Genomic DNA, 16,645 nt, shown 5'->3' on the forward strand with positions numbered 1-16,645 from the left:
ACACTTGACAATCTCCCCTTGTGGCGCCTGGTTTGCGGCAGGATTTTCGAATCGCGTTGTCCGACTTTATGACGCCTACGGCAATGAACGGGGTACTTCTCTTGACTCCCTGGACGTAAAATCTGTCTGTATTGCTCCCGATGGCAGTTGGTTCATGGCCATAAGGAGGCAGTCTGTAGAGCTGTACGCCGCCGATGGCGAGCACAAGAACTCTATTTTTCCGACGTCCGGACTGCCAAACTCCGTACAGGTCGCAGGCAACGGAACTCTCATTGCGATCGTGACGCTCGCACAAACAGTGGAGCTTTATTCTCCTAATGGAAGGCTAGCGGGAATTATCCAAAATTCTTCCGGCGCACTGCGCTCCGTTATTGTGGCTCCTGACGGTTCTTGGGTGGCGACTGTTCTGGCTGGGATGACCGGCCTCGAGGTTAAGCTGTGGAATCCTGATGGTGGTGCCCGCTACGCTTTCCCTCTAGAAGTGAGCGCGATAGCCGCTTCGCCCGATGGTGCAGGAATTGCCACGATTAGTCCTGACGGCATCGTCAACCTTTGGGATCCCGCCCACCTGCCAGCTCGAAGCGGCACGCGAATCGCGGGTTCTCCACGATTCCTTACTTGGTTCTCGGATGGGTGCAGGCTCGCGATAGGCACCGACATTGGCATGAATGTATTTTCCATTCATTCCGATATAAGTTAACAGGCCCGTGCAAGCCGCAGTAGAGGGACGCATGCTGCTCGTCTACGCAGGCCCTGATCCGATGACGATCGCCAGCCGACAAGCCCAGATTGGTCCCGGAACCAAATGCATCGAGGTGGATCGAGATCCCAAGAAACGGCGGGCCGCAGGCCTAGCTGTCCGGAAAGCATGCCTGAAGGAGCGTGTAGCCCGGCATATGCTCGGCAGGACGTACGGCGACGGTGAACATCTCCGGATCGTCGAACACCGGCTCTCCGTTCGGGCGACGCGTGTAGGGGACACGTCCGTAGTCCACACCGTTGCTCTGGTCGAAGCTCATCCAGGTGATGGCTTCCTGTTCCCCTTCACGTAGCGGGTGGTTCGAGACGGCTCGGCTGTAGACCTTGTCGGGCGTGATCAGCCATACCTGGGGGACGGCGAAAATCCATCGCGTCGCCGCGATCTCCTGCGCCTTGGCCGCGGCTCGAGTTTCGAACGCGGTTGCGGACTGCTCGTCACGTAGGTAGTCGTAGTCACTCAGCACGAGTTGGCGCTCGCCCCGGAGCGCAACGATGGCAGGGCAGTCGCGAGCGATGATGCTCTTCTCCAGCCGGCCGATCACGTCGAAGAGCAACTCAGCCGTCTCGTCGTTCATCGCGTCCTCCGAACCCCGCAGTTCCCCACAGATCCTGTCAGACGCGATGCGCTGCGTGGCGCCGGTCGTGGCGCCACGCAGCTGGGCAGAAGGTCAGGCAGAGGTGCGCAGGATGGAGCGGTTGAGCACTTTCTCCAGGGTCTGCACGGTGGTCAGGTCGAGGTCGTCGACGTCGCCGGTGACCATGCGGTGCATGTTGCGTTCGGCGCGTACGGCGCCGCGGACGGTCTGGCCATGGTGGGTGTAGGTGTTGACGGCCTGCAGGACACCGAAGGCGGTGCCGCCCCAGCGGGCGACGCGTTCGTCCTGCGTCCACAGGCGGGTCAGGGCGAGGCGCTTGGTTTCGGCCAGGGTGCGGCCTCTGCCACGCTCTTGCGGGATCGGGACGTGCTGGTCCAGGAAGGCGCGCCAGTGGCTGTCGGACACCTCGACCCGGCAGAGTTGCTGCACTTCGGCGGCGAAGTTGTCCGCGGCCTGGTGGATGATCCCGAGGGCGTCGCGGACGTCGACGATGCGGGCCAGGCTTTTGCGGGAGTGCTTGATCTTTACGCGCCTGGCGTTGGCAGAGGCCAGGGCTGCGGACAGGGTGTTGTCGCAGACGATCAGTTGGGCACCGGTCTGGTAGGTCGAGGACAGCGAGCCGTCCAGAGAGGTGGCCGCGGACAGGAACGGGCGGAAGGCCACGCCCTCTGGAGTGGTGCAGGTGTCGGGGAGCTCGACCTGGACCCAGGCCAGTGCGCCGCTGCGGAGCAGCCCGGCCGAGCCGATGGCCAGGTCATCGTCCAGGATCGTTTCGATGTGGTGGACGAGCCAGCGGTTGTATTCGTGGATTTGGAAGCCCTGTTTGAAGATTCCCAGGATCTGACCGGTGTCGGGGCGGATGATCGTCTTGCGGGTGGGGTCGGTCAACCGCGTGACGCCATCCTCGGTCAGGTAGCTGGTCTCTACGGTGCCTTCAACCGGCTGCCAGTGGAAGAGGCGGCGTTTGACGTCGGCGACGGGGATGGGACCGGGGTAGTGGTTGGGTTCGTCACCCTGGTGACCGGCGCGGTAGTGCCAGGCTGTGCCGCGCTTGGCGGTGAAGCCGATAAGCGTGTTCTGGTTAAGCCAGGTCAGGCTCTCGCGGGACATGAAGACCTCCGTTTGTGTTTGGGCATGCTGAAGGCGCCCCGGGCTCGGTAGGTGGCCCGGGGCGCGGTCGGTGCGGGTCAGGCGGGCTCGCCGTGCCAGAGACGCAGGGCGTGCTGGGTGTCGTCGCGGGTGGGGCGGTGGGCGGCGCGTAGATCGGCCAGGGTCCACGCCAGGCGCAGTATCCGGGTCAGGGTGCTGGGTGTCAGCGCACCAGCGTGTAGGTGGCTTTCGAGCGGGTCGAGGGCGTCGGCGTCGAGGCGGTGGCTGGTGCGCAGTTCCGAGGGCGGGATCTGAGCGTTGGTCCGCCAGGGCGTGCCCGCCAGCCGGTGGGCTGCGCGGGCACGGGCTGCGGCCACCCGATCGGCGACCGTGCTGCTCGGCTCGCCCGGCTGGGCGTTGCAGTCGATAGGGTCGATGGGCGCGATGATCTCGATCCGCTCGCGCAGGCCCGCGAGGCGGTTGAGGTAGCGATGCCGCTCCACCGGACCGCATCGACACGTGTTTGCGCCGCTGCAGGCGCAGGGTGAACTGGCTAGCAGCAGTTGGAAACGGGCAGGCACGGACATCACACCCTGCCAACTGGCGAGCACGATCTCGCCGGTCTCGAGCGGCATACGGAGACCGTCCAGCACGCTGCGGGCGTATTCGGGCGCCTGGTCCAGGAACAGCACTCCGGCATGCGCGAGTGACACAGCTCCAGGACGGAACCGCCCGGCGGCATGGCGGCCGAAGATCGCGGCGGCGGTGTTGGTGTAGTGCGGTGCACACAGCGGCGGCCGTCGCCTTCGCCGCGGGGTCTCGGTCAGCGCGTAGATCTCGGCCACCTCGGCGAGGCTGGCGTCATCGAGCGGGGGCAGGATGCCGGGCAGACGTTCGGCCAGCATCGTGGCCGGGCCGTCTCCGATCAGCAGGAGATGATGCCCGCCAGCCGCGCACACTTCCAGGGCATGACGCGCGGCGTGGTTGCCTGGCAGGTCCGTCAGATCGAGCGCTGGCCCCCGCGTCGAGTCTGACGGTGTCGGCGCTGGGGCCGGTGCGTCACTGTTGAGCCGATCCACCAGTTCGGTCAATGACCCTGCCGCGATGACGGCACAGCGGATCTCCTGGCTGGCGTGGCCGCGCGGGATGGCGATGCTCCGGATGCCGGAGGTGACCAGGGTCCGCATGGCGCAGGACAGGCCACGAATCTGCCGGATGGCACCGTCCAGGCCGAGTTCCCCCAGGAACGCGGTGTGCGACAGCCGTTTGAGAGGGATCTTGCCACTGCCGGCCAGGATGGCTACCGCGATGGCCACATCCAGGGCGGAGCTGTACGCGGGTATGCCGGAGGGGAGCACGGTGACCGTGATCCGCTCCGGTGGCCAGTCATAGCCGCTGTTCACGATCGCGGCGCGGACCCGGTCTCGGATCCCGGCTGCCGTGGTGTCCGGCAGGCCGGTGAGGTGAAAGCCGTGCCCGCCTGGTGAAAGGCGGGCCTCGATGCGGACGGGGTGCCCGGACAGGCCTATCACTATGGCAGAGGAGGCCGCGGCGAAGGCCATCACCGGCCACCGCCCTCAACCGGCTCCGGCAGACGCGGCCGCACTGCCTGAGGACAGCGCTCGATCTGGGCCTCGATCTCCTCAGCCATGCCAGCGATGTTCGCCTTGTCGATCACTGATGGCGGCATGCCGTGATCGAGGGCATGCTCCAGCAGAGCGGCCATGCTGTAGCGCGGGTCATCGGACAGGGCACGGTCGAGCGCGATGCGCGCCAGAGTGCCCACACCGCTGCTGTAGGCGGCGAAGGCGAGCAGTGTGGCTGGAGCGGCGACGTAGCCCGGTTCGGCCCGGCGGGTGATCTCGCCCCACAACTTGATGTGGGCCGATGCTGTGTTGGTACCGAGCCGCGTCATCGCGATGTCGCGGACCGCTTTCGACGTGAGCAGCACGCCCAGCCAGGCCACCTGCTCCGGTGTGATCGGCTGATCAGCGGCGCTGCGTGCGAACGCTTCGTGGACCTGGTGCAGTCCCTCGTCATACCAGTACCGGGGCGTGGCGGTGCGCAGCAGCCTGGCAGCGCGCTTGCGGGCGGCGCGCGTGGCCTGCTGCACGGCCTGGCGATCCAGGCCACCCACTGGGGCCAAGGTAGCGGCGAAGGCGTCGCGGTCTGGCCACGCGGACAGACCCGCCATGACCGCGCTGGCCGCCGCAGCGCTGGTGGTGAGGTCGTACGGGGTGCCGCCTTCAGTTCCATCCTCCGGGTAGGACCAGTAGCGGCCGTCTGCGCAGCGCAGCACTTGCCTGATCTGAATACCAGTGGAGGCGAGCGCCCCCTGCAGATCGTCCAGCAGAGGGATGATCTGATCGGGAGAGCCGTAGCCGATAATGGCGGCCTCGTCGGTCCGGTGATGGGCCAGGACATTCAGGCTGGTCGCGATCAGGTCGTGGGCCTCGTCCGGGTTGTCGGGAAGGTCGTGACGCATCGCGTTGACCAACGCCTGATCATGGAAGGCGAGGATGACCAGGCTGAGTGCCGGATGGTAGCCGAGCAGGTACGGGACGATGGCGAGGTAATCGACGGGGTGCGACAGGCGTACGGTTTCGGTCACGGCAGGACACCTCCAGAGATGGGAGACAGGGGGCGGAAAGGCGAAGCGCGCCGCACGGTCCGGACAATGGGCCGCACGGCGCGATGACATGGCGGCGTGGCGGATCGATGTTCCTGGCGTGCGACCCGATGGGGCCGCGCCGGGGGGCGTTAAAGCCAGATTCGGCAGAGCCGCTGATGGCGGGTGGTGGTCAGGGAGTACCGGCACGCGGGGATGACCACTTCCCCGTCGTCGCGGATCCAGGCGATGGGGGTGGCATACGACAGCACCACGTACACGATGCGCGGCTCATCAGCCCGGTAGCGCTCCACCCAGTCGGATGAAAGACAACCGGTCTCGGCTGGGGGCGAGTACATCGCTGACAGCCCGCCGTTGGTGGTGAACGCGGCGCGCTGGGCGAGTCGCAGGCCGGGGAAGCGGGACCGGCGGGAGGCAGGCGGCATGGGCGCTCACCTCTTATCGCAGCCGGGGGAGAGGTGATCTGCGCCGCAGTAGCCGCACAGGTCCTCCAGCGCGTACAGCGACAGTTCCTCGGCGTAGCAGTCACGCCAGGCAAGCTGTGCAGGTGTGTAGGCGTCGAAATAGTCGGCGTCGGTGTCGCCTGGTCGCAGCGTCAGATAGCTGAGCACGGTGGTGGCGGACTTGATCAGTGTGTCGGCGGACAGTACGACCCCGACGGGCGAGCTGATGTCGGTGGCAGAGAAGATCGTCGTGTTGTGGCGCGACAGCCGATACAGCCACCGGATTCGCCCGTCGTCAGTGCGGCTGTGTGGCCACAGTTCGAGCAGGTGACTGGCATCGATCGGCCATCCGGCCAGCAGCCGGGAAGTGATCTGCCAGCGTGTGGGCAGGGCGATGCCGTCAAGTACGGCCATAAGGGTGACCTCCTCGCGATCGACGCTCACTCTCGCCCGGCGGGACCGGAGGCAAGGGTGAGGGTGGTTCTGGTCCCGCCACGATGGCGTTGGCCCGGCGGATGCCGTACTGGAGCGCATCCCGCAGGCATGCGTGAAAGAGCACCCCGGGAAAGCGCTCACGAATTTGATCGAGATCGGTTACCGTTCCGCTCCAATCCTCCTCCTGGCCAGGCCCAGGGGGCAGGAACAGATGCCGGAATGAACACCGCGGCCCGTGCGCCATCGGCGCGAGCCGTGGGCACAGCACCACCACGAAAAGTTGCTCGGCAGGGGTAACTTCCATGGGCGACCTCCTAACGGGCATGCGGAACCGCCCGGGCAGTCCTGCCGTACCCCCGGGACGGATCTCAAGGAAGAGAAGACAAGGCGCCAGAAGAAAGACCCAAGCCATCATCCAGGGAGGAACACCCAGGCTCTCAAGTGGGGCGATACCGTCGCGCAAGCTTCCCTACTGGCACCACTTAAATACGGTGGCAACCGTGGCTCAACCGTCCGCACGCTTGCAAGATTTTCGGATACCGGAAGGCTCGTGATCAGATTTCCCGATCCGGCCGACACTGCCTTTGAACGAGAATTTCCTTTCCATGTTCAGGTAAGCTCGGCCATCACTTAAATACGGCGCGGAAGGCGTCTCAACCGTCCGCCATCAAGACATTTATTCGGCAAACGAGAAGGGCTCCGGAACAGAAACCGGAGCCCTTTGTGTGCTGTTGTGTCAGTCGTTCGCGGGTGGCTGGCTACCTGTGTAGACCATGGCGTCTCGCGCATCGTCAAGCCGCTCTGAGAGCTCCCTGAGTTCCGCGCGGGCGGCGTCCCGGACGCGGATGACGGCACGGCGAGAGCCGTAGACGCCACCCTCCCGCTCCTGGGCGACAGTGGCCAGGATGCCCGCACGCCCCAGGTCCTCCGCCTGCTCCGCCCTGGCGATGATCTCCCTCAGAACAGGGAACTCCCGCCCGTCCCCGAATGCCTGACGGAAGATCGCGGCGCTGTGCTGGGCAGTGGAGAAGGCGACCGCCGCGCGCGTCACGTTCTCGGCATGTGGCAGTCCGCGCATGAACTGAGCGCCTGGAGTCGCGTCTATCTCGGCTGGGGGAACGTCTACTCGGTAACCGTTGCGAGCTGCGGCGTCACGGACAGCCCAACGTCGGAGCGTGGTCCGCGTGACGGTCATCTCCGTACCGTCGCGACGTACGTATATCCACGCCTGAGTTTCGGCGGTCGTACCACTCTCGGGTGCCCTCTGGCACTTGTGGAGTACGTCGCGGAGCCGTTGCGCGAACAGCAGCACGGCGTCCTGATTGACGTCGTCAGAGACGTCATCGGTGCCGTAAGGGGCGTGGCCGCCCTTGACGATCGTGGCGCTTCCGTCCATACGCTTGCGGGACCGTGTGGCGTCGACCGTACGGCAGTAGCCGCGTGCCAGCTTGCGGATTTCCACCCAGTCTTCTGGCGTGACGCGCGCCATGTCCTCCGGCGTCAGACTTCCGCCGGGAACGTTCGCCGGGACATGCTTTCCGATTCCGTTTTTCGACATGACCGCTCTCCGATCACTCGCACCCGACTTAGCGCGGGCGCCTCACCTTTTGACCAATTCAATTAAAACTCAAAGTAGAGATCAAATCAATCGGTTAGATGAATTGGCTTTAGGTGACCAATGATGGCAGTGGATATGATCGCGGACATTAAAACTGCCTCATATTTGCTGGAGGATAGCCCTGTTTGATTGACGATTCTTTATGAATTTTGATAAATCGAATAATGTCGCTTCGGCTTGGACTGTACTTCTATGGAGGTGGCACGCCAGCGTGAGTCGGGGTGACTCGCGGGCGTGGGACACGCACCGGGGCTTGGAGTCTTGTGATGCAAACCCCTACCAATTAATTGGGAGGGTAATTCGTGTGGGTATCCGGACGTCTATCGGGATGCCCAATTGCGCAGCATGGTCGCTCACCCGCATCGAGGCATGCGCATGATCTTGCGGTTTTCCGCAACCCAAATGCTTCCGCTGCCCAATACGCTGAACCGGGCCTCCTACCTACAGATCAAGCTGATGCTGCGTTCCTTTGGCGGGATAGCCAACGACCTGCGCAGGCGGCTGCAATTGCCACGACGGCGCGGCCGACACTACATCCTGCGCCGCCCGGACGGGCATCCCACCACCGTGCTGCAGGCCTTCAGCGGCCAGGTGCTGCCGGACGGGTTGGACTACCCGCGTGGGGTGCACACCACCAGCTTCTGGTTCCTGTCCGGCCCGCCCGATTGGACGCCGTCGCCGGAGCTAGCTGCGTTCCTGAGCGCTGGTGAGGCGCCGTTATACGTCGGGTGGGGCAGCATGGCCGGCAGCGACCCCGCGGGTTGGCCGGCTCGTAGCCGAGGCGATCCGGCTGGCCGGGGTACGCGCGGTGTTGGTGTCCGGCTGGGGCGGTATGCGGCTCGACGACCCACCCGACAATGTGCTGCTGCTCGATCAGGCCCCGCATGACTGGCTGTTCCCGCGGATGGCCGCGATCATCCACCACGGACGAAGCGGCACCACCGGCGCGGCACTGGCCGCCGGACGGCCTCAGGCCGTCTGCCCGTTCGTCGCCGACCAGCCGTTCTGGGCGGCCCGCATGCACGCCGCCGGCGTCGCCCCATCGCCGCAACCCCAGCGCCGCCTCACCTCGGACGCGCTCGCCGCTGCCATCAGCCAGGTCACCACCGATTCAGCCATGATGGCCGCGGCCGAGAACCTCGGGGACCGCATCCGCGCAGAAGACGGCACCGGGCGCGCGGTCAAGATCCTGGAGAGGCTGTCGTGAGCCTCGCTGGCCGTCTGCTAGCGCGCCGCCCGAATTATCCTGCTGCCCGAGGATGCGGAGTGCCGGTCGCCGCAGCCCTAAACGGTGCCCGGTTTGGCGGCTTCAATGATGGCCGAACGCAGGCCGTCGTCCGCGTCAGCGGTCGGGGTGATCTGGATGTCAGTGAATCCCGCGGCCTGCAGTAGCTGGCGGTACTCGCGGGCGGTGAGGGTGCCGTTGGCGCAGCCGACGTGTTGTTCGGCGGCGGCCCGCTGGTCGGGGTCCAAGCCGTCGTCGGCGATGACGTCGCTGATACCCAGGCGTCCTCCGGGTGTCAGGACGCGGAAGGCTTCGGCCAGCACGGCGGGTTTGTCCGTGGACAGATTGATGACGCAATTGGAGATGACGACGTCCACAGCGGCCTCCGGCAGCGGGATGTCCTCGATGTGGCCATGCAGGAACTCGACGTTCTTCGCTCCGGCCTGTTCGGCGTTGGCCCTGGCCAGGGCGAGCATGTCGGGGCTGGCGTCGAGGCCGTAGGCGCGGCCGGTGGGGCCGACGCGGCGGGCGGACAGCAGTACGTCCAGGCCGCCGCCGGAGCCAAGGTCCAGCACCGTTTCGCCGGGGTGAAGGTCGGCGACGGCGAGCGGGTTGCCACAGCCGAGGCTGGCGCGCAGGGCCGCTTCCGGCACATCGGGTGCGTCACTGTCGGCGTAGGCGGCGGCGCCGAAGCAGCCGTCGGTGAAAGCGCCGGCCTCGCAGTCCAGTGGCGTGCCGCCGGACACCGCCAGTTGGGCCAGCCCGGAGTAGCGCTGAACGGTGGCCTCACGCCGATCGGTGGGTTCACTCATCGGTGTCTCCTGACGCGGGGGTACAGGTGGGCGGTGCGGGAGCAGGGCGGCCCATGACGAGATCGGCGGCGCTGGGGAAGCACTCCACACACGCGGTGTTGATCCGGTAGAACGCCGAGGTGCCGACGCGCTCGACCAGCACGAACCGCACCTCTGAAAGGGTCTTGAGGTGCGCTGAGACGGTGGACTGGCCCACGTCCACAGCTTCGACGATTTCGCCCACGCTCATCGGCACGCCACGGCGGGCCAGCAGCGAGACGATCTGCACGCGGGTGGCGTCGGCCAGGGCCTTGAACCACGAGGCGTACATGGCTGCGGTCGGCCGATCAAGCGGGCCTTTCTCTCCATTCATCGTTAATCGACGATAGACGATGAAAGGCGGTCCGGAAAGCCTCCAGGATGAGAGCGGCCGGCCTCCGGCCGAGAGTTCACATCACCGTGGGGCTGCGGCGCTCGATCAGGACGACGTCCCGCCAGATCCCGTGGTGGCGGCCGATGCGTTCACGGGTGCCGATCACCCGAAACCCGGCGCGTGCGTGCAGGGCCAGACTGGCGATGTTCTCGGGGAAGATGCCGGACTGGATCGTCCAGATGCCTGCGGCCTCGGTGGAGGCGATCAGTGCCCGCAGCAGTGCCAGGCCGACGCCACGGCGGCGGGCACCGGGGTGCACGTAGACCGAATGCTCGACCACCCCGGCGTAGGCGCTGCGGGCCGAGACGGCCGACGCGGCGATCCAGCCGAGTACCCGGCCGGGCGTGCCGTCGAGGGTGCCCAGGGCGACATAGCGGTGGTCGGGCAGCTTGGACGCGTCGAACTGACCCCAGGTCGGGGCGGTGGTCTCGAAGGTGGCCTGGCCTTCGTCGATGCCGAGCTGGTAGACGGCCAGCACCTGATCGGCATGGGCGGCACGCATGGACTCGATGAGTGGCCCGTTGGCCGTCCCGTCCGGGTTCGTGGTGACGCTCACCTGTCTGCGGAAGTGGGGGTGAGGTCAGAGATCAGCGCACGCACGCGAGCCTCGATCGCGTCCCGGATCGGGCGTACGGCTTGGACGCCTTGCCCGGCCGGGTCGTCCAGCACCCAGTCCTCGTAGCGTTTGCCGGGGAAGATGGGGCAGGCGTCGCCGCAACCCATGGTGATCACGACGTCGCTGGCCTGTAGAGCATCGACGGTGAGCATCTTGGGGATCTCGGCGGAGATGTCGATGCCACGCTCTGCCATCGCCGCCACCACGGCCGGGTTCACCTGATCGGCGGGCGCGGAACCGGCCGAACGCACGCGTACCCGATCGCCGGCCAGGTGGGTCAGGAAGGCGGCGGCCATCTGGGAGCGGCCCGCGTTGTGCACGCACACGAACAACACCTGCGGCGGCGCATCGATCTGATCGGACACGGCCTTCTCCTAACGAGGCTGATCGGCGGCGGCCTGGTAGGCGGAGCCAGGGACGGGCTCCGCACCGGGCTGCGGGTTGTTCGGGTAGAGCACGACCAGCAGCAGGCCGCCGAGCGCGGCCCCGGCCAGTTGGGCGACGATGAAACCGGGCACCGAAGCAGGGGCGATCCCGGCGAAGGTGTCGGTGAAGGCCCGCCCCAGGGTGACGGCAGGGTTGGCGAAGCTCGTACTGCTGGTGAACCAATAGGCGGCACCGATGTAGCCACCGACCGTGACCGGGGCGAGCGCGGCGCGGCCTTGCCGGGCCAACGCGAAGACGACCAGGATGAGCCCCGCGGTGGCCACCACCTCACCCAGCAGCAGGTGAGGGGCCGACCGGTCATGAGCCGAGATCTGAACGGACGGGAGCGCGAACATGGCATTCGCCAGGACGGCCCCCGCAACGGCACCGGCGACCTGGGCGGGCACGTAGGCCGCCACCTCCCGTCCGCGCATCGCCGGGGCAGCGTCGCGTCGGGTGAGGACCCAGGCCGCCACCGAGACGACCGGATTGAAGTGCGCGCCGGACACGGGTCCGAGGATCAAGATGAGCACCGCCAGGCCCGCCGCCGTGGCCAGACTGTTGGCCAGCAGTTGCACGCCGACGTCACGCGAAAGATCGGTTGCCATGATGCCGGAGCCCACCACCACGGCCACCAGAGCGGCGGTGCCGGCGAACTCTGCAAGCGCCCGGCGTGCCAGGTTCACCGCGCGTCCGTGACAAGCGTCTCGGGCAGGGCCAGAACACTGGTCAGGCGCTTGAGCGTGGCCGGGATGATCCAGTAGTAGACCCAGGTGCCGCGCCGCTGGCTGTCGATCAGACCGGCCTCACGCAGCACTTTCAGATGATGCGAGATCGTCGGCGCCGTCACCGCGAAGGCACCGGTCAACTCGCACACGCACACCCCGTCACCAACCTGGCGGCCGCTTTCATGCGCGCCGATCAGGGACAGCAGCCGCAACCGGATCGGGTCGCCGAGTGCCTTGAACACGCGGGCCATCTCGGCGGCCTCGTCTTCAGCGATCGGCTCCGCGATCAGCGGTGTGCAGCACTCGGAGGCGAGCACTGGCAGCTCCTGTTTCGACATATCTCTAATTTGACAGATTCCTAAGCAGAGGCGCAAACTCGGCACTACTTAGACATCTGTCGAAACAACGATGGGAGATCGTCATGTCTCGCGTCCAGCTCGCCCTCCGTGTCGCCGACCTGGAGAGCTCGATCACCTTCTACTCCAAGCTGTTCGGCACCGAACCGGCCAAGCGCCGCCCCGGCTACGCCAACTTCGCGATCGCCGAACCCCCGCTCAAGTTGGTGCTCATCGAGGGCGAGAAAGAGAAGCCGACCCGCATGGACCATCTCGGCGTCGAGGTCGAGGACACGGCCCAGGTCAACGCCGCCACGCAGCGGCTCAAGGACGCCGGACTGGCCACCTTCGAGGAGAACGACACCTCCTGCTGCTACGCCCTCCAGGACAAGGTCTGGGTGCATGGCCCGGGCTCCGAGCCATGGGAGGTGTACGTGGTCAAGGCCGACGCCGACACCCTGACCAAGGAAACCAACTCGGTCTGCTGCGTCACGGCGGGGGCGGCGGACGAAGCAACGGCCGAAGAGCAGAACCTGGTCGAGCACACCCAGGGCACCGGGCAGGCCCGGACGTCGACCTGCTGCTGAAGGCTCCCGCCCGGCGGTGCGCGCACAGGCTTGCAGTGAACGTGCCCAAGTCGCGCAGGCCACCGGCGGACTGACAGCGGCGGCTTCCAACTCCAGATGGCGGCTCATGTCGAGTGCGAAGCGCATACAGGTTCAGGCGGGTCCGGAACGGGGCCGGCAGGGCTCGCCGATCGGTCAGGGTGAGCCGCCGCTGCCACGCCGGATCGCGCAGCACGATCTGGATCATCACCGTGTTCGGGGCGGCGAGTTCGGAGGCATTGCTACAAGCACAGCGCGCCGGCCAGGACGCTGTCCGGGCTGGCGAACGTCTGTGCCATCTCCACTCTGAGCCGCACCGGTTCGGCCGTCTTCAGGGTAGCGGGTCCTCCGGGCCGCCACCACGTCATGCGACTCGAGCGGGCCGGGACCCACTAGCGGCGCTATTGCGCCGACCAGATCGGGCGCCGCCAGTTCCTCATCTCCCCCTCCGCAGGCCGAGCCGCGCGGCCAGCCGTCCGGCCCCGACTACAGATGATCGCCTGCCATGGCTGGGAGGGCCGCTCCCAGTGCAAGGAGAGCGACAAGGTGGAGCATCACCCTCAAAATGGCCGGCTTCGGTCGGCGGTGGGCTTCGTGGGTCGGCCATGGGAGCGGGTCCGCGCGGAGCCTAATCCGTTATGTCGCGTTTGCGTGTCCTGATACGATATTGACAGGTGTGCCGGGAAGTCTGGTCGGCAAGTGAGCGACCCGACCCCTGCCGAAAGGGCGGAGTTCCATGCCCGGCAACACCGTCACACGCGCTCCCCGCCTGTTCAACCGGAGCACGTGGCCCGAAGCGCGCCGCATCGCCGACATCCTGCGCAAGGAAACCATTGGTGGGGCGCTGCTGCTGGCCGCCGCGCTCGGCGCGCTGATCTGGGCCAACTCGCCGTGGGCACAGACCTACCTGGACCTGCGCACGATCGAGGTCGGCCCCGCCGCGCTGCACCTGAACCTCGACCTGGCCACCTGGGCCGCGGACGGGCTGCTGGCCATCTTCTTCTTCGTGGCCGGTCTGGAGCTCAAGCGGGAGTTCGTCGCCGGCGACCTGCGTGACCTGCGCCGGGCCGTGGTGCCGGTGGCCGCGGCGGTCGGCGGCGTGACGGTGCCCGCACTGGTGTATCTAGCTGTCGCCGGCGGAGCGGGGGCCAGAGGGTGGGCGATCCCGACGGCCACCGACATCGCCTTCGCGCTCGCGGTGCTCGCGGTGATCGGCCGCTCCCTGCCGGACGCGCTGCGCACGTTCCTGCTCACCCTGGCGGTGGTGGACGACCTGATCGCCATCATCATCATCGCCACCTTCTACACCTCCCACCTGGCGGTGCTCCCACTGCTGGCAGCTATGGTGCCGCTGGCGGTCTTCGCCGTACTGGTGCGGCGAGGAACGCGTGCGTGGTGGCTGCTGCTGCCGCTGGCGTTCGCCTGTTGGGCGCTGGTGCACGCCTCAGGGGTGCACGCCACCGTGGCCGGCGTGTTGCTGGCTTTGACCGTCCCGGTGCTGTCGCGGACACCGCCGGGCGGCAGGGACACGGCGGAAGGGCCAGCGGACGGGCGGGGGCTGGCCGAGCACTTCGAGCACCGGTTCCGGCCGCTGTCCGCCGGTGTGGCCGTGCCTGTGTTCGCGTTCTTCTCCGCCGGGGTCGGCCTCGGCGGCCTCAGCGGGCTGGCCGACGCGCTGAGCGACCCTGTGGCGATGGGCATCGTGGCGGGGCTGCTGGTCGGCAAGCCGGTCGGTATCCTGGCCGCCACCTGGCTGGTGGCCCGCTTCACCCGCGCCACCTTGGACGAAGGGCTGGCCTGGATCGACTTGGCCGGGCTGGCCGTCCTGGCCGGCATCGGGTTCACCGTGTCGCTGCTGATCGGCGAACTGGCGTTCGGCATGGGCGAGACTGACGCACGGGTCAAGATCGCGGTACTGGCCGGTTCCCTGGCCGCGGCCTTGCTGGCCACGGTGATTCTTCGGCTGCGCGCCCGCCTCTACCGGCGCATCCACCAGTCCGAGACCGCTGATTCCGACCACGACGGGGTCCCCGACCTCTACCGGCAGCCCTAGTTCCTGTGCCTGCGGCACCCTGGCTGCAGGTGAACAGGGGGAAATCGCCCCGTCAACAACCCCGCCCGGGCCAGCACGCCGGTCTCCAGCGTTTCCAGGCACCGGTGGTGGCCGAATCCTCGCCCCGCAAGTGCTGCAAGGCTGTCATGATCCTGGAATCGCTGTCATGCGTGCGTCTGCTGGGCGGGTGGATACAGGCCGGCCTGGCGGTAGACGGCGGTGAGGTAGCGCAGCATCTCGGCGGCGTCCGGCGGATCCGGCTGCAGCACGCGGTAGGTCACCGCTCCGGCCATCATGTCGATCAGGACGTCAAGGTCGGCGTCGGGTGCCACCGTGCCGTCCTGCTGGGCGCGCCGGAGCATCGCGGCGGCCAGCTCGCGGCGGGGCAGGATGTAGTGCCTCCAGTAGACGGCCATCAGCGCGGGATGGCTCACGGCGGAGCCCATGATGCGGGCGACCAGCGCGCGGAAGTCGGGGCTCGCGGCCATCTCGGCCGCCGCGGGAAGGATGTGCTCGACGATGGCCTGCGGTGGCAGGGCGTAGACGTCGGCGGGCGACCGTCCGAGCGGAGAACTCCAGCGTAGCGGACACGGAACGGTTGCTCGCCGTCTCCCGAGCCGACGCTGTCGGCTCGGGCGCCCCGGAGGCCGGCCGGGACGCCGCCAACGAGGAGGTCATGGTGGAGGTCGCAGAGGCAGACGTGGTGCCACCCGCCGCCTCGCCCTGCCCTGCGCCGCCGCACCCGACCGCCAGCAGGGCAAGTGCCGCCGAGGCGGCCGCCGTTCGTCCTGAGAACATGCCATCCACCCTAGAAGCGCTGCTCTGCGTCACTTCTTACAACCCAATGACGGCGACAGCCAAACCCGCACGACCGAGCACATGCTCGTGCGGTGTTCTCCCGGACACGCCCAGGTGGTGGTCCTGAAGCGCCACCGGGCTGCTGGAAGGCACCGCCTCTCGCCTGAACGTTCGTGCCGTCGGCCTTCATGCCGGTCAGCGTCTGCGGCGGAATCGAGCGCGCGCACCACTAGCGGATACCGGGGCCATCCGGCAAGGGCCCTCATTTCGATTCGGCGAGCCGTAAAGAGCCGTAAACGTCCGTAAGAAGCCCGCAATCTCCTCAGTCCGAGGATCATGGCACGCTCTGGATGCGCTGCCGCGGAGCGTGATCGGTCTCGGTCTACAAGCGGAAAGGACAGTCCATGCGCCGCTACATCACGGAGTTCATCGGCACGTTCTTCCTGGTCCTCACGATCGGCGCCACGGTCTTGACGAAGACACCCCTGGCGCCCGTGGCCATCGGCGCGATCTTGATGGTCATGGTGTACGCCGGAGGACACATCTCCGGCGCCCACTACAACCCCGCCGTGACCTTGGCCGTGCTGCTCCGCGGCCGGATCAGCCTGGCCGACGCGGTCCCGTACTGGATCGCTCAGCTGGCCGGAGGCGTCATCGCCGCGCTCACCGCTTCCTACATCGTCAATCCCGGCAGCGTGCCGGCGCTTTCGCCCTCAGGGCGGGAGCTGGGGGTCGCGCTGCTGGCCGAGGCGCTGTTCACCTTCGCGCTCGCGTACGTGGTCCTCAACGCCGCCACCAGCCGGGACCACCCGGGCAACAGCTTCTACGGCCTGGCCATCGGATTCACCGTGGCCGCCGGCGCGTTCGCGGTCGGCGGCATCTCCGGCGGCGCCTTCAACCCGGCCGTCGCCGTCGGCGCCGCCTGGATGGGCCTGTTCGCCTGGTCCAAGATCTGGATCTGGCTCCTGGCCGACCTGGCGGGCGGCGCCCTGGCCGGGGTGGCCTTCCTCGCGCTCAACCCCAAGGAACGCGCCCCGCTGGAACCCTCCGCAACCTGACCACCCCG

At 67.2% G+C, this 16,645-nt stretch carries 19 protein-coding genes; 5 read left to right on the forward strand and 14 right to left on the reverse strand.

Translation table 11 applies throughout. The annotated features are described in order from the left end of the window. Positions 1-4 precede the first annotated feature (4 nt). Positions 5-700, forward strand: a complete 696-nt coding sequence (locus ABN273_RS31455; RefSeq protein ID WP_349452677.1) for a WD40 repeat domain-containing protein — start codon at positions 5-7, stop codon at positions 698-700. A 151-nt stretch (positions 701-851) separates the two neighbouring features. Here the strand turns inward: ABN273_RS31455 and ABN273_RS31460 are convergent, their stop codons facing one another. The 7 genes from ABN273_RS31460 to ABN273_RS31490 form a co-directional block, all read right to left on the reverse strand. Then, complete coding sequence (locus ABN273_RS31460) at positions 852-1,334, reverse strand: hypothetical protein (RefSeq protein ID WP_349452678.1); 483 nt, start codon at positions 1,332-1,334, stop codon at positions 852-854. A gap of 93 nt (positions 1,335-1,427) precedes the next feature. Continuing rightward, complete coding sequence (locus ABN273_RS31465) at positions 1,428-2,465, reverse strand: DUF932 domain-containing protein (RefSeq protein WP_349452679.1); 1,038 nt, start codon at positions 2,463-2,465, stop codon at positions 1,428-1,430. Between the two features lie 77 nt (positions 2,466-2,542). After that, positions 2,543-4,006, reverse strand: a complete 1,464-nt coding sequence (locus tag ABN273_RS31470; protein WP_349452680.1) for a YifB family Mg chelatase-like AAA ATPase — start codon at positions 4,004-4,006, stop codon at positions 2,543-2,545. After that, on the reverse strand, positions 4,006-5,055 hold the full coding sequence (locus ABN273_RS31475; protein WP_349452681.1) for a DUF4192 domain-containing protein: 1,050 nt from the start codon (positions 5,053-5,055) through the stop codon (positions 4,006-4,008). Before ABN273_RS31475 ends, ABN273_RS31470 begins: the two co-directional genes overlap by 1 nt. Before the next feature lie 149 nt (positions 5,056-5,204). Next, entirely contained in the window at positions 5,205-5,498 is a 294-nt protein-coding gene (locus ABN273_RS31480; RefSeq protein ID WP_349452682.1) for a DUF8033 domain-containing protein, read from the reverse strand. A gap of 6 nt (positions 5,499-5,504) precedes the next feature. After that, positions 5,505-5,930, reverse strand: a complete 426-nt coding sequence (locus ABN273_RS31485) for a hypothetical protein (protein WP_349452683.1) — start codon at positions 5,928-5,930, stop codon at positions 5,505-5,507. A 757-nt stretch (positions 5,931-6,687) separates the two neighbouring features. Further along, complete coding sequence (locus ABN273_RS31490) at positions 6,688-7,413, reverse strand: hypothetical protein (RefSeq protein WP_349452684.1); 726 nt, start codon at positions 7,411-7,413, stop codon at positions 6,688-6,690. A gap of 862 nt (positions 7,414-8,275) precedes the next feature. Between ABN273_RS31490 and ABN273_RS31495 the strand changes: the two genes are divergently transcribed. Next, positions 8,276-8,776, forward strand: coding sequence for a glycosyltransferase (locus ABN273_RS31495; RefSeq protein WP_349452685.1), 501 nt, complete (start codon positions 8,276-8,278; stop codon positions 8,774-8,776). 77 nt (positions 8,777-8,853) lie between these two features. Here ABN273_RS31495 and arsM read toward each other — a convergent pair whose 3' ends face one another. From arsM to ABN273_RS31525, 6 genes are all read right to left on the reverse strand, one after another. After that, positions 8,854-9,606, reverse strand: coding sequence for an arsenite methyltransferase (gene arsM, locus ABN273_RS31500; RefSeq protein WP_349452686.1), 753 nt, complete (start codon positions 9,604-9,606; stop codon positions 8,854-8,856). Beyond that, complete coding sequence (locus ABN273_RS31505) at positions 9,599-9,958, reverse strand: ArsR/SmtB family transcription factor (RefSeq protein ID WP_349452687.1); 360 nt, start codon at positions 9,956-9,958, stop codon at positions 9,599-9,601. The genes arsM and ABN273_RS31505 overlap by 8 nt, the downstream gene beginning before the upstream one ends. A gap of 76 nt (positions 9,959-10,034) precedes the next feature. Beyond that, positions 10,035-10,574 carry a GNAT family N-acetyltransferase gene (locus ABN273_RS31510; RefSeq protein WP_349452688.1) on the reverse strand — a complete coding sequence of 180 codons (540 nt, stop codon included), beginning with the start codon at positions 10,572-10,574 and terminating at the stop codon, positions 10,035-10,037. Beyond that, the gene (locus ABN273_RS31515; RefSeq protein ID WP_349452689.1) at positions 10,571-10,999 is read right to left on the reverse strand and encodes an arsenate reductase ArsC; all 429 of its coding nucleotides are present in this window, start codon (positions 10,997-10,999) and stop codon (positions 10,571-10,573) included. The genes ABN273_RS31510 and ABN273_RS31515 overlap by 4 nt, the downstream gene beginning before the upstream one ends. A 9-nt stretch (positions 11,000-11,008) precedes the next feature. Further along, entirely contained in the window at positions 11,009-11,746 is a 738-nt protein-coding gene (locus ABN273_RS31520) for an aquaporin (RefSeq protein ID WP_349452690.1), read from the reverse strand. After that, the gene (locus ABN273_RS31525) at positions 11,743-12,126 is read right to left on the reverse strand and encodes an ArsR/SmtB family transcription factor (protein WP_349452691.1); all 384 of its coding nucleotides are present in this window, start codon (positions 12,124-12,126) and stop codon (positions 11,743-11,745) included. Before ABN273_RS31525 ends, ABN273_RS31520 begins: the two co-directional genes overlap by 4 nt. Positions 12,127-12,209: 83 nt before the next feature. Between ABN273_RS31525 and ABN273_RS31530 the strand changes: the two genes are divergently transcribed. Together ABN273_RS31530 and nhaA are read left to right on the forward strand one after the other, a co-directional pair. Continuing rightward, positions 12,210-12,710 (forward strand): ArsI/CadI family heavy metal resistance metalloenzyme, encoded by a 501-nt coding sequence (locus ABN273_RS31530; protein WP_349452692.1) that lies wholly within the window; start codon positions 12,210-12,212, stop codon positions 12,708-12,710. 754 nt (positions 12,711-13,464) lie between these two features. Beyond that, positions 13,465-14,781, forward strand: a complete 1,317-nt coding sequence (nhaA, locus tag ABN273_RS31535; protein WP_349452694.1) for a Na+/H+ antiporter NhaA — start codon at positions 13,465-13,467, stop codon at positions 14,779-14,781. 164 nt (positions 14,782-14,945) lie between these two features. Here the strand turns inward: nhaA and ABN273_RS31540 are convergent, their stop codons facing one another. Further along, entirely contained in the window at positions 14,946-15,317 is a 372-nt protein-coding gene (locus ABN273_RS31540; protein ID WP_349452741.1) for a TetR-like C-terminal domain-containing protein, read from the reverse strand. 666 nt (positions 15,318-15,983) lie between these two features. Here ABN273_RS31540 and ABN273_RS31545 point away from each other — a divergent pair. Continuing rightward, entirely contained in the window at positions 15,984-16,637 is a 654-nt protein-coding gene (locus ABN273_RS31545; protein ID WP_349452695.1) for an MIP/aquaporin family protein, read from the forward strand. Positions 16,638-16,645 lie beyond the last annotated feature (8 nt).

Source organism: Nonomuraea sp. B19D2 (assembly GCF_040137845.1).
Classification (GTDB): Bacteria; Actinomycetota; Actinomycetes; order Streptosporangiales; family Streptosporangiaceae; genus Nonomuraea.

Coding starts and splice junctions, on each gene's coding strand:
- ABN273_RS31460 (WP_349452678.1), bottom strand. CDS start 1,334: ATGAACGACGAGACGGCTGAGTTGCTCTTCGACGTGATCGGCCGGCTG.
- arsM (WP_349452686.1), bottom strand. CDS start 9,606: ATGAGTGAACCCACCGATCGGCGTGAGGCCACCGTTCAGCGCTACTCC.
- ABN273_RS31545 (WP_349452695.1), top strand. CDS start 15,984: ATGCGCCGCTACATCACGGAGTTCATCGGCACGTTCTTCCTGGTCCTC.
- ABN273_RS31485 (WP_349452683.1), bottom strand. CDS start 5,930: ATGGCCGTACTTGACGGCATCGCCCTGCCCACACGCTGGCAGATCACT.
- ABN273_RS31465 (WP_349452679.1), bottom strand. CDS start 2,465: ATGTCCCGCGAGAGCCTGACCTGGCTTAACCAGAACACGCTTATCGGC.
- ABN273_RS31470 (WP_349452680.1), bottom strand. CDS start 4,006: ATGGCCTTCGCCGCGGCCTCCTCTGCCATAGTGATAGGCCTGTCCGGG.
- nhaA (WP_349452694.1), top strand. CDS start 13,465: ATGCCCGGCAACACCGTCACACGCGCTCCCCGCCTGTTCAACCGGAGC.
- ABN273_RS31480 (WP_349452682.1), bottom strand. CDS start 5,498: ATGCCGCCTGCCTCCCGCCGGTCCCGCTTCCCCGGCCTGCGACTCGCC.
- ABN273_RS31505 (WP_349452687.1), bottom strand. CDS start 9,958: ATGAATGGAGAGAAAGGCCCGCTTGATCGGCCGACCGCAGCCATGTAC.
- ABN273_RS31530 (WP_349452692.1), top strand. CDS start 12,210: ATGTCTCGCGTCCAGCTCGCCCTCCGTGTCGCCGACCTGGAGAGCTCG.
- ABN273_RS31525 (WP_349452691.1), bottom strand. CDS start 12,126: ATGTCGAAACAGGAGCTGCCAGTGCTCGCCTCCGAGTGCTGCACACCG.